Annotated in this window: 14 protein-coding genes; all 14 read right to left on the reverse strand. The window is 65.1% G+C overall.

Annotated elements, in window-relative coordinates:
• Positions 1 to 115: 115 nt before the first annotated feature.
• Complete coding sequence (gene gyrA, locus ACMVO5_RS04405; RefSeq protein ID WP_416908858.1) at positions 116 to 2815, reverse strand: DNA gyrase subunit A; 2700 nt, start codon at positions 2813 to 2815, stop codon at positions 116 to 118.
• 84 nt (positions 2816 to 2899) lie between these two features.
• Complete coding sequence (nuoF, locus tag ACMVO5_RS04410) at positions 2900 to 4207, reverse strand: NADH-quinone oxidoreductase subunit NuoF (protein ID WP_416908859.1); 1308 nt, start codon at positions 4205 to 4207, stop codon at positions 2900 to 2902.
• Between the two features lie 4 nt (positions 4208 to 4211).
• On the reverse strand, positions 4212 to 4430 hold the full coding sequence (locus tag ACMVO5_RS04415; protein ID WP_416908861.1) for a hypothetical protein: 219 nt from the start codon (positions 4428 to 4430) through the stop codon (positions 4212 to 4214).
• Entirely contained in the window at positions 4427 to 5023 is a 597-nt protein-coding gene (nuoE, locus tag ACMVO5_RS04420; RefSeq protein WP_416908862.1) for an NADH-quinone oxidoreductase subunit NuoE, read from the reverse strand. Before nuoE ends, ACMVO5_RS04415 begins: the two co-directional genes overlap by 4 nt.
• Complete coding sequence (locus tag ACMVO5_RS04425; RefSeq protein WP_416909294.1) at positions 5020 to 5325, reverse strand: nuclear transport factor 2 family protein; 306 nt, start codon at positions 5323 to 5325, stop codon at positions 5020 to 5022. Before ACMVO5_RS04425 ends, nuoE begins: the two co-directional genes overlap by 4 nt.
• 23 nt (positions 5326 to 5348) lie before the next feature.
• Positions 5349 to 6500, reverse strand: coding sequence for an NADH-quinone oxidoreductase subunit D (locus ACMVO5_RS04430; RefSeq protein WP_416909295.1), 1152 nt, complete (start codon positions 6498 to 6500; stop codon positions 5349 to 5351).
• A 79-nt stretch (positions 6501 to 6579) separates the two neighbouring features.
• Complete coding sequence (locus tag ACMVO5_RS04435) at positions 6580 to 7254, reverse strand: NADH-quinone oxidoreductase subunit C (RefSeq protein ID WP_416908863.1); 675 nt, start codon at positions 7252 to 7254, stop codon at positions 6580 to 6582.
• Positions 7251 to 7808, reverse strand: coding sequence for a NuoB/complex I 20 kDa subunit family protein (locus ACMVO5_RS04440; protein ID WP_416908864.1), 558 nt, complete (start codon positions 7806 to 7808; stop codon positions 7251 to 7253). Before ACMVO5_RS04440 ends, ACMVO5_RS04435 begins: the two co-directional genes overlap by 4 nt.
• Positions 7799 to 8176, reverse strand: a complete 378-nt coding sequence (ndhC, locus tag ACMVO5_RS04445) for an NADH-quinone oxidoreductase subunit A (protein ID WP_416908865.1) — start codon at positions 8174 to 8176, stop codon at positions 7799 to 7801. Before ndhC ends, ACMVO5_RS04440 begins: the two co-directional genes overlap by 10 nt.
• A gap of 105 nt (positions 8177 to 8281) precedes the next feature.
• Positions 8282 to 9082: an inositol monophosphatase family protein gene (locus ACMVO5_RS04450; RefSeq protein ID WP_416908866.1), complete on the reverse strand. Its 801-nt coding sequence runs from the start codon at positions 9080 to 9082 to the stop codon at positions 8282 to 8284.
• A complete protein-coding gene (locus tag ACMVO5_RS04455) occupies positions 9082 to 9399 on the reverse strand; it encodes a cupin domain-containing protein (protein WP_416908867.1) in 318 nt (105 codons plus the stop codon). Before ACMVO5_RS04455 ends, ACMVO5_RS04450 begins: the two co-directional genes overlap by 1 nt.
• 4 nt (positions 9400 to 9403) lie before the next feature.
• A complete protein-coding gene (gene efp, locus ACMVO5_RS04460; RefSeq protein ID WP_416908868.1) occupies positions 9404 to 9967 on the reverse strand; it encodes an elongation factor P in 564 nt (187 codons plus the stop codon).
• Between the two features lie 51 nt (positions 9968 to 10018).
• Complete coding sequence (locus ACMVO5_RS04465) at positions 10019 to 11311, reverse strand: MFS transporter (protein ID WP_416908869.1); 1293 nt, start codon at positions 11309 to 11311, stop codon at positions 10019 to 10021.
• Positions 11312 to 11374: 63 nt separating this feature from the next.
• Positions 11375 to 11929, reverse strand: a complete 555-nt coding sequence (locus tag ACMVO5_RS04470) for an SOS response-associated peptidase (protein WP_416908870.1) — start codon at positions 11927 to 11929, stop codon at positions 11375 to 11377.
• Positions 11930 to 12046: the final 117 nt, after the last annotated feature.

Here is a 12046-nt window from a genome sequence, read left to right on the forward strand (position 1 = left end):
GCGCTAAGATGACCCTATACAGAATTTTTGACGTTGCGAACACAGAAGATTCAGCGTCCGTTCAGCACATCGTGGAAATGGAACCGTCAGCCTTGCAGCCCCGGAATGGGCTGCCTCAGCCCTGCCGGCCGGACTCTCCGCCCCCATCAACAGCCTCGTCCGCCGCACCTTCCTCCGCCGGAATCAGCGCCACCGAAACCACCTGCTCATCATCGGCCACATCAAACAGCGTGACCCCAAGCGTCGAGCGGCCGCGGATGCCGACCTCGCCAACCCGCGTGCGGATCAGCTTGGCCTGGTTGGTCACCAGCATCAGCTGGTCATCGTCATGCGCGGTGAAACTGGCCACCACATCACCGTTGCGCGGCGATTCCCCGATCGTGCGGATCCCCTGCCCGCCGCGCCCCGAACGCCTGTATTCATAAGCCGAGGAGCGCTTGCCAAAGCCCCGCGCCGTGACGGTCAGAATGAACTCCTCGGCTGCGGCAAAGCTCGCCATGCGCGTTTCGGAGAGCACCCGCTCGCCAGGCTCCGCCTTCCAGGCCGCCGCCTTCAGATAATCCTCGCGCTCCTGCGGCGTCGCCGCAAAGGCTTTCAGCACTGACATCGAGATCACCCGGTCGCCCGCTGCCAGCGTCATGCCGCGCACGCCCGTCGAGGTGCGCGACACGAATTCGCGCACGTCCGACACGGCAAAGCGGATCGCCTTGCCGCTGGCCGCCGTCAGCAGCACATCGTCTTCCTCATCACACAGCGCCACGCCGACCAGCGTGTCATCATCGCCATCCTCGAAGCGGATCGCCAGCTTGCCGGCGGTCGGCACATTGGTGAAGGCATCCATCGCGTTGCGCCGCACATTGCCGCGCGTGGTGGCAAACATCACATGCAGCCGGCCCCATTCCGCCTCATCCTCGGGCAGCGCCAGAACGGTGGTGATCTTCTCGCCCTCGCCCAGCGGCAGCATGTTGGCCAGCGGCCGGCCCCGCGCCTGCGGGCTGCCCAGCGGCAGCCGCCAGACCTTCTGGCGATAGACCTTGCCCGCACTCGAGAAGAACAGCACCGGATTGTGCGTCGAGGTGACGAACAGCGTGGTGACGACATCCTCATCCTTGGTCGCCATGCCCGAGCGGCCCTTGCCGCCGCGCCGCTGCGCCCGATAGTCCGACAGCGGCACCCGCTTGATCCAGCCGTCCATCGTCACCGTCACGACCATGTCTTCACGGTCGATCAGGTCCTCGTCATCAATGTCATCGCCGCCCGCCGTGATCTCGGAGCGCCGCTTCATCTGGAACTGGTCGGTCACCTCGCGCAGTTCCTCGCGCATCACCGCATAAAGCTTCTGCCGGTCGCCCAATATCTCCAGCAGCTCGGCAATGGTCGCCGCCAGCGCCTTCAGCTCGTCGCCAATCTCCTCCCGGCCAAGTGCGGTCAGCTTGGCCAGCCGCAGCTCGAGGATCGCGCGCACCTGCGCCTCGGAAAGCGTGATCGTCGTCGCGTCCCCGGCGGCCGCATCGGCCTCCACCAGTTCGAGATAGGGCCGGATCTCGCCCGCATCCCAAACCCGCGCCATCAGCGCCTCGCGCGCCGCCGCCGGCGTGGGCGCGCCGCGGATGATCGCCACCACCTCGTCGAGGTTCGACACCGCAATCACCAGCCCGATCAGCAGATGGGCGCGCTCGCGGGCCTTGGCCAGCTCATGCTTGGCGCGCCTGGTGATCACCTCCTCGCGGAAGGTGACAAAGGCCTTGATGATGTCGAGCAGCCCCATCAGCTCGGGCCGCCCGCCGCGAATGGCCAGCATGTTGAGGCTGAAGCTCTGTTGCGCCGGCGTGTGCCGCCAGAGCTGGTTCAGCACCACCTCGGGGTTGGCGTCGCGCTTCAGCTCCATGGCGATGCGCACGCCCTCGCGGTTGCTCTCGTCGCGCAAGTCGGAAATGCCCTCGATGCGCTTGTCCTTGATCGCCTCGGCGATCTTCTCCACCAGCGCATTCTTGCCCTGCTGAAAGGGAATTTCGGTCAGCACCAGCGTCCGCCGGTCGCCGCGCCCCTCCTCCACCACATGGCGCGAGCGCATCATCAGGCTGCCACGCCCGGTCAGATAGGCCTGGCGCACGCCGGACGTGCCAAGAATATAGCCGCCGGTCGGAAAGTCCGGCGCCGGCAGATGCGCCATCAGCCCGTCAACATCGATCGCCGGATTGTCGAGATAGGCCACCACGGCATCGACAACCTCGTTGAGATTGTGCGGCGGAATATTGGTCGCCATGCCGACCGCGATGCCCCCTGCCCCATTGACGAGCAGATTGGGAAAACGCGCTGGCAACACCGCCGGCTCGCGCTCCGAGCCATCGTAATTGTCGATGAAATCGACCGTATCCTTGTCGATATCGGCCAGCAGCGCTTCCGCCGGCTTGGCCAGCCGCGCCTCGGTATAGCGCATGGCAGCCGGCGCATCGGGGTCCATCGATCCGAAATTGCCCTGACCGTCGATCAGCGGCAGCCGCATCGACCAGTCCTGCGTCATCCGCGCCAAGGCATCATAAATCGCGCTGTCACCGTGCGGGTGATATTTACCCATCACGTCACCGACGATACGCGCCGATTTCCGGTAGGGCTTGCCCTGCACAAAGCCGTTTTCGAAGCTGCCCCACAGGATGCGCCGATGCACCGGCTTCAGCCCGTCACGCACATCGGGCAGCGCGCGCGCCACGATCACCGACATCGCATAATCGAGGAACGAGGTACGCATTTCAGTCACGATCGAGATCGGCTGAACGTCAGGCCCTTCCTCGGGCGGCAAAACCTCTGATTCCATGGGGGTTATTCAGCCTGTTCGCGCGAGTGAAACATCACTGTCACACCTAGCCCGTCAGTCTCGAAAAGGCCAGTGAAAAGGCCCCTATTCAGCCGCCACCGGAAGTGCGGGAACCGCCACAAACCCCTTGCGCCGGGCGATGCGCGCCTCGATCTCGGGCCGGAAGTGGCGGATCAGCCCCTGCACCGGCCAGGCGGCTGCGTCACCAAGCGCGCAGATGGTGTGCCCCTCGATCTCGGTCGTCACATCAAGCAGCATGTCGATCTCATGCGGCTCAGCATCGCCCGTCACCAGCCGCTCCATCACCCGCCACATCCAGCCCGTGCCCTCGCGGCACGGCGTGCATTGGCCGCAGCTCTCATGCTTGTAGAAATAGCTCAGCCGGGCAATCGCCCGCACGATGTCGGTCGATTTGTCCATCACGATCACCGCCGCCGTGCCCAGCCCCGATTTCAGCTCGCGCAGTCCGTCAAAATCCATCGGCGCATCGGCAATCTCATGGGCCGGCACCAGCGGCACCGAAGACCCGCCCGGTATCACCGCCAGCAGATTGTCCCAGCCGCCGCGAATGCCGCCGCAATGCGTCTCGACCAGCTCGCGAAACGGCAGGCCCATCGCCTCTTCCACCACGCAGGGCCGGTTCACATGGCCCGAGACCTGAAACAGCTTGGTGCCTACATTCTTCGGCCGCCCGATTCCGGCAAACCACTCAGCACCGCGCCGCAAAATCGTCGGCACCACTGCAATCGATTCGACATTGTTGACCGTGGTCGGGTTGCCATAAAGCCCGGCACCTGCCGGAAACGGCGGCTTCAGCCGCGGCTGGCCCTTCTTGCCCTCCAGGCTTTCGAGCATCGCGGTTTCCTCGCCGCAGATATAGGCGCCCGCGCCCCGGTGCACGATCACGTCGAAATCATAGCCCGAGCCGCAGGCATTGCGCCCGATCAGCCCCGCCTTATAGGCCTCGGCAACAGCTGCAAACAGCGTCTCGGCCTCGCGGATATATTCGCCGCGAATATAGATGAACGCCGCCCGCGCCCGCATCGCATAGCCCGCCACCAGCGCGCCCTCGATCAGCTTGTGCGGGTCATGGCGGATGATCTCGCGGTCCTTGCAGCTCCCCGGCTCGCTCTCATCGGCATTGATCACCAGATAGCTCGGCCGCTCCGGGCTGGGCGATTTCGGCATGAAGCTCCACTTCATCCCCGTGGGAAAGCCCGCCCCGCCGCGCCCGCGCAGACCACTCGCCTTGATCTGGTCGATGATCGCATCCGGGCCCGGCGACAGCAACGCCTTGGTCTCCTCCCAGTCCCCGCGCCGGCGCGCCGCGTCTAGCGTCCAGGGCTGGAAGCCATAGAGGTTGGTGAAAATCCGGTCCTTGTCGGCAAGCACGCGCCTACTCTCCTTGGCTCTGACTGGGCATCTGGCTCGCTTCGCGCCGGGCCGCGACACGGTCGATTGTCAGCCCGAGCACCAGAAACACCGTGCTGACCAGCGCCGCCAGCGGCGTCGAAAACCAGCCCAGCATCAAGGCCACCAACGACCCCACGCCGGTAACAATGGCCACGACCAGCATCGCCAGCGCCAGCCGGCGCAGTGTCGCGGCCGATGTCACGCAACCATGTCCCTGAGCGTCGTCGGCCCGCCCTCGGGGCAGCTCGCCTGCCGGCCAATCTGCGAGCCCGGCTTCGGAGTCTCGCCGCGCATCAGCGCCTCAAGAATGGCCTGCGTGCTCGCATAGGTCAGGTCTTCATAATTGTCGTCGTTGATCTGCACCATCGGCGCATTGGCGCAGGTGCCCAGACACTCGACCTCGGAGAGGGTGAACAGCCCGTCATGGGTCACCGCGCCCTTCTTCAGCCCCTTGTCGGTGCACGCCTTCATCACATCATCCGAGCCGCGCAACATGCACGGCGTCGTGCCGCACACCTGCACATGATACCGCCCCACGGGCTTCAGATTATACTGGGTATAGAAGCTCGCCACCTCATAGACCCGGATATAGGGCATGGCGAGCACGCGGGCGACAAACTCGATCACCGGCACCGGCAGCCAGGCGCTCCCGGTGGCATCCGCCATCTGCCCCTGCGCCAGCCATAGCAGCGGCATCACCGCGCTCGCCTGCCGCCCGGCCGGATAGCGCGCAATGATCTCGGCCGCCTTCACGGCATTCTCGGGCGTCCAGTCAAAATTCTTAAAGTCGCTCACCGAATGAACTCCACACGGCTGCACAGCGGCCCCTCGAAGCTGTAGACCGCCATCACGTCAAACGGCTCGCCATCGGCCGTCCGCCACACCCGCTCATGCATCACCACAAAATCACCCAGCGCATACCCGCTCAAAATCTCGGCCCGGTTTTCGGGATATTGGGCAAACATCGCCTTCAGCCCGGCCCGCACCCCTTCGCGGCCATCACGCAGCACCGCACCGCGGTAGCCGGCCTCGGCCGCATCCTCGGTCATCAGCGCCACATAGGCGTCGGCATCCTGCCGGTTGTAATGGCCGATCATCGCCACCGCCGTGTCCAGATTGCTCACCGGTCCACCTCGCCAAAGACGATATCGAGGCTGCCCAGAATGGCCGGCGCATCGGCCAGCATATGGCCCTTGCACAGGAAATCCATCGCCTGCAGATGCGCCATGCCGGTGGCGCGCACATGACAGCGCCACGGCTTGTTGGTCCCGTCCGCCACCAGATAGATGCCGAACTCGCCCTTGGGGCTTTCGGTCGCCACATAGGCATCGCCCGCCGGCACGTGCAGCCCTTCGGTGTAGAGCTTGAAATGATGGATCAGCGCCTCCATCGAGCGCTTCATCTCGGCGCGTGACGGCGGCGCCACCTTGCGGTCGGTGGTGGTGTGCGGCCCCTCGGGCATGTCGGCGACGCACTGGCGGATGATCCGCAAGGATTGCCGCATCTCCTCCATGCGCACCATGAAGCGCGAATAACAGTCCCCCTCGGTGCCGACGATCACATCAAAATCAACGAGGTGATAGGCATCATAAGGCTGGCTCTTGCGCAAATCCCACGGCACCCCGCTGGCGCGGATGCACGGCCCGGTGAAGCCCCAGGCGACCGCATCCTCGGCCGAAATCCGCCCGATATCGACGTTGCGCTGCTTGAAGATGCGGTTGTCGGCCACCAGCCCCTGCATCTCATCGAGCACCCGCGGAAAGCCGTCGCACCACGCCAAAATGTCCGCAAGCAAGCCGTCCGGCAGGTCCTGATGCACCCCGCCGGGGCGGAAATAGGCGGCATGGAAGCGCGCGCCCGACACCCGCTCGTAAAATTCCAGCAGCTTCTCGCGCTCCTCGAACAGCCACAGGATCGGCGTCATCGCGCCGACATCCATCGCATGCGTGGTCACATTGAGGATATGATTGAGAATCCGCGTGATTTCGGCAAACATCGTGCGGATATATCTGGCCCGGAGCGGCACATCGATGCCGGCCAGCTTCTCGATCGCCAGCACATAGCTGTGCTCCATGCACATCGGGCTGACATAATCGAGGCGGTCCATATAGGGCAGCGCCTGCAGATAGGTCTTGTATTCGATCAGCTTCTCGGTGCCCCGGTGCAGCAGCCCGATATGCGGGTCGCAGCGCTCGATCACCTCGCCGTCAAGCTCCATCACCAGCCTGAGCACGCCGTGCGCCGCCGGGTGCTGCGGCCCGAAGTTGATCATGTAATTCTCGATCGCGTTGCCGTCCTTGGCCGGCAGCAGATCGGTCGTGTCGTCGCGCGTCCAGGCGACGCCAGCCCGCTCAAGCACGCTTGTGCTCCTTCATCTCTTCCGCCTTCTCGTCGCCCGGCAGCACATAATCCGTGCCCTCCCACGGCGAGAGGAAATCGAACGAGCGGAAATCCTGCGCCAGCTTCACAGGCTCATAGACCACCCGCTTGTGCTCCTCCGAATAGCGCAGCTCGACATGGCCCGTCAGCGGGAAGTCCTTGCGGAACGGGTGCCCCTCAAAGCCATAATCGGTCAGAATGCGGCGCATGTCGGCATTGCCCTCGAACATCACGCCGTAACAGTCCCAGGTCTCGCGCTCATACCAGCCCGCCACCGGCCACAGCCCCGTCAGGCTCGGCACCGGCGTGCGCGCATCGGTCGTCACCTTCACCCGCAGCCGCAGATTCTGCCGCATCGATAAGAGGTTATAGACAATCTCGAAGCGCTCGGGCCGGTCCGGCCAGTCCACGCCGCAAATGTCGACCAGCTGCTGCATCTTCAACACCGGGTCATCGCGCAGCCTGATCATCACCTCGACCAGCCGCTCGCGCGCCACCAGCGCCGCCACTTCGCGCACATGCACCTCGGTCGCCAGCAGCGCATCGCCCAGAATATTGGCGAGATAGCTCTCGATACCCTCGACGCTCGCCACCGCCGCCCAGCTCCGCCGCCCCGGCTGCGCCGCCTTGATGACAGGCCCGCTCATCGCTCGAAGCTCCCGACCCGCCGGATCTTGCGCTGCAGCGCCAGCACCCCGTAGAGCAGCGCTTCGGCCGTTGGCGGGCAGCCCGGCACATAGATATCCACCGGCACAATCCGGTCGCAGCCGCGCACCACTGAATAGCTATAGTGATAATAGCCGCCGCCGTTCGCACAGCTGCCCATCGAGATCACATAGCGCGGCTCGCTCATCTGGTCATAAACCCGCCGCAGCGCTGGCGCCATCTTGTTGCACAGCGTGCCGGCCACGATCATCACGTCCGACTGGCGCGGGGAGGCACGCGGCGCCACGCCGAAGCGCTCAAGGTCATAGCGCGGCATGTTGGTGTGCATCATCTCGACCGCACAGCAGGCCAGGCCAAAGGTCATCCACCACATCGAGCCGGTGCGCGCCCAGTGAAACAGGTCTTCGGTCGAGGTCACCAGAAAGCCCTTGTCGGCCACTTCGCCCGACACATCGCTCAAAAACTGGTCCCTGTTCGCCTCGCCCAGCGCAATCGCGCCGCCGGGCTTCACCACGGCGCCGTCACTCACTCCCATTCCAGCGCTCCCGACATCCATTCATACACAAGGCCGAGCGTCAGAACCCCCAGAAACACCATCATCGACACCCAGGCCTCGACGCCGCCCCAATGCAGGCTCACCGCCCAGGGAAACATGAACGCCGCCTCCAGATCGAAGACGATGAACAGAATGGCGACCAGATAGAAACGCACGTCGAAACGCTGCCGGCTGTCCGAAAAGGCGGGAAAGCCGCTCTCATATTCGCTGAGCTTCACCGAATCCGGCTTGGCCGTGCCCGTCAGCCCCGAAACCAGAATCGGCGCGCCTACAAAGATGAAGGCAAAGACAATGCCGACCACCAGAAACAGCAGGATCGGCAGATAACCAGAGGCGATTTCAGACATGGCCAGACGGCCTTTCAAAAACACATTCCAACGTGACGCCAGCCTCTACCGCGCTGCAGCGACGGCGGCAAGGTGCGCCAAAGCCTCACCGCACGCCGATGCCAATCAGGTCTTGGCCGCCTCTGCGAGAAGCTTGTGCAGCCTTGATTGCACCTGCCCATTGCCGGCCACAATCTCGCGGCGCGCCACCATCGCCTCGCCGCCGCGAAAATCAGACACAAAGCCACCCGCTTCGCGCACCAGCAGGATCCCGGCCGCCACATCCCATTCCGAAAGCCCGCTCTCCCAAAAGCCGTCAAACCGCCCCGCCGCCACCCAGGCCAGATCGAGCGAAGCCGCGCCGAATCGGCGCACACCCGCCACTTCAGGCATCACCGCATCCAGTTGCCGGCTGAACGCCGCCGTGTCGCCATGCCCACGAAACGGAATGCCCGTCGCCAATACGCAATCGGCCAGCTCGCGCCGCGCTGAAACCCTCAGCCGCCGGTCCGAAAGCCAGGCCCCCCGCCCCTTCTCCGCCCAATAGCTCTCGCCGGTCAGCGGCTGATGGATGAGCCCTGACACCACCTCGCCATTGACTTCAGCCGCAATCGAAATGGCAAAATGCGGCATGCCATGAAGAAAATTGGTCGTCCCATCGAGCGGATCAACGATCCAGCGCGACTTGGCGTCCGCGCCGGTCCGGCTCTGGCCCTCCTCCAGCGTCAGCCCCCAGTCTGGCCGCGCATGGCTCAATACCTCGACAATCGTCTCCTCCGCTGCCCGGTCGGCGTTGGACACAAAGTCGGCGGGCCCCTTGCGCGAGACCTGAAGCGCATCGACCTCGCCAAAATCCCGCCGCAGCCGGGGGGACGCCTTGCGCACCGCCTTTTCCATGACGGTGATGAGGGAGGAATGAGAAACCACTAAACCGAACCTTTGCGTTCAATGACAAGAATGCGCGCCTCGCCCATCGGATGCGCGACATGCTCGTCACCAATCTCGGCCACGAACATGTCACCCGCCTCAAGTCGCACGCGCTTTTCCAAACTGCCCTCGCGGTAGCGCATCTCGACCACGCCGGCGATCACGCAAAACACCTCGGCGCCGTCGTTGCGGTGCCAGACATAGGGGGCATCCGTCCAATGCAGGCGCACGGTCGCGCCCTCGATCTCGGCCAGCGTCCGCGCGCCCCAGGCCCGGTCGGCCCGGAAATCGCGCGCATCGCTGACCACCTGCGCCATCGGCTCAGTCCGCGCGCCGCAGATACTCGCGTGCGTAGGTGTCCACCACGATCCTTGTGCCCGCCGTCACATGCGGCGGCACCATCACGCGCACCCCATTCTCCAGAATTGCCGGCTTGTAGCTGCTGCTCGCTGTCTGGCCCTTCACCACGGCCTCGGTCTCGGCAATCACAGCCTCGATCTGGTCGGGCAGCTGCACCGAAATCGGCTTCTCGTCATAAAGCTCCATCACCACGTCCATGCCGTCCTGCAAAAAGTCGGCGGCATCGCCCAGCATGTCCTTCTGCAGACTGGTCTGGTCATAGCTTTCCTTGTCCATGAAGGTCAGCATCTCGCCTTCGGCAAACAGAAACTGAAAGTCGCGCGTGTCCAGCCGCACCTTCTCCACCGTCTCGGCCGAGCGGAACCGCTCATTGGTCTTCCGCCCATCGATCAGGTTCTTCATCTCGACCTGCATGTAAGCGCCGCCCTTGCCGGGCTGGGTGTGCTGGATCTTTGCGACCTTCCACAGGCCGCGCTCCCATTCAAGAATATTGCCGGGGCGAATATCGGTGGCGTTGATCTTCACTGCATCGTCTCACTTGTCGGATGGCGTCGGAGAGCGCCGCCCTTAGCCGCTTCAGCGGTCGCTGCCAACTATGTCGGCATCAAGCTCAGTGTCCTCTCCTGTTCCGGGCGGATCAATCGCCGGGCCATGCAGCACGGCGCGCGCCGCCACCACCAGCGCCACCAGCATCAGCGCAGCACCCGCCAGAAACGGCGCCGCAATACCCGCCATCACATAAACCGTCCCCGAAATCGCCGGGCCAATGATCCGCCCGCCCGCGCTCGCCCCCTGCGTCAGCCCGTTCACCAGCCCGCGGTCGCGGTCGTCGGTGGCCGCCGCCACCATCGTCTGAAACGCCGGGTTGAAGATGCCCACCCCCAGCGCCGTCACCGCCAGCGCCAGCAGCACCATGATATTGCCCGCCCAGTCGCCCAGCCCGGTCAGCCCCAGCAGCCCCAGCCCCAGCGCATAGCCGAAAATGCCCACCAGCGCGACGCGACGCGCCCCCAGCGCGCGCGACAGCGGTGCTGCTGCCACCGCCTGGATCACCGCCGAAATCGTGCCGATCAGCCCGAAGCTCAGCCCGACATCGCGCGGGCTCCAGCCGAGATGATCATCGGCAAACAGCGCAAAGGTCGTCTCCATCATCGCCGCCGAGCCGATCACGAGTGCTGCCACCAGCATCAGACCGATCACCGCCGGCTTCTCCGCCATCACCGCGCGCGCCGTCGGTCCGCTCCCTGCATCCTTCACCGCCTGCCGCCGCGCCTTGTCGAGGCTCTCGGGCAGGCCGAACACCACCAGCAGGATGCCGACCACGCAAACACCCGCCGCCACATGGGCGACCCGCGCGAAATCGGCGGTCACCGGCGCATCGCCCGCCACCACGCCGCCGATGGCGGGGCCGAAAATAAAGCCCATGCCGAAGGCCGCACCCAATAGCCCCAAAGCCTTGGGCCGCTGCGCGCCGGGCACGACATCGCCGACATAGGCAAAGGCCACCGCGATATTCCCCGCCATCAGCCCGCCCAGCAGCCGCGCCGCCCCCAGCGTCCAGATATTCTCCGCCTCCGCCATCAGCATATAGCTGAGCATGATCCCGATCAGTGAGCCGATCAGCGCCGGCCGCCGGCCGAAACTGTCTGAAAACTTGCCCCAGAGCGGCGCGCCGATGAACTGGCCGAGCGAATAGGCGCCCAGCGCCACGGTAATGATCTCCGGCCCGGCGCCCAGCGAACGGCCCCAAAAGGGAAAAACCGGCAGCACCACACCAAAGCCCATCAGCCCGATGAACACCGAGAGCAGCAGCGGCAACAATTGCCGCATCGGCAGGCCGCTGCCGCCAGAAGACCCATTTTTCGTCATCGCCTGCCCTTAGCAGCCTTGCCCCCGCCCGTCAGCGCCCCCCGCCGTCCATCCGCCAGCCGGTCATTCGATCCACATCGCCTCATCGGCAAAGGGCCGCACCATCGCGCGGGCCGCCGCCCAGTCCTCGCGCAGCCAGCGCGCCGCCGCGTCCTGCGCCAAAATCACCGGCATCGCCTTGGGGTGCACCGCCCCCACCAGCGCATTGGGCGCGCAGGTGAGCATGGCATAAACAGCACCATCGCCGTGCGGCCGCCAGACGCCGGCAAAGACGAACACCGCCGCCTCTCTCACCCCGAACCAGCGCGCCCGCTTGGCGCCCACGGCACCCTCCCATTCGCAAAAGCGGCTGGCCGGAATCAGGCAGCGCCGCGCCGGGTCCGCCACCGCCGCCCGCCAGAAGGGACTGTCGAGGTTGCGCGCATTGGTCACGGGCCGACCCTTGCCATCGCCGGGCGGCGGCCAGCCCCAGTCCATCAGCCGCGCGCCACTGACGGTACCAACAAGGCCCGGCCGCGCGGGAAACATCTCTTCGGGCCAGTTCACGCCCCCGACCGGCATGCCGAGGGCGGCTGCCACCTCGGCCGCGCTGCCCTTCAGCTGGTAGCGATTGCACATCAAGACGCCCCTTCGGTCATGGTTGAAGCCCGCCTGCGACGCGTCTATAACGCGCTCCCGAGGGCGGTCGGAAGGGCCGCCTTTTTGCATTGCGGGTGCATCACCAGTCCCGTCGTG

The sequence above is a fragment of the Polymorphobacter sp. genome, from assembly GCF_048007885.1.
In the GTDB taxonomy this organism is placed as follows: Bacteria; Pseudomonadota; Alphaproteobacteria; order Sphingomonadales; family Sphingomonadaceae; genus Sandarakinorhabdus.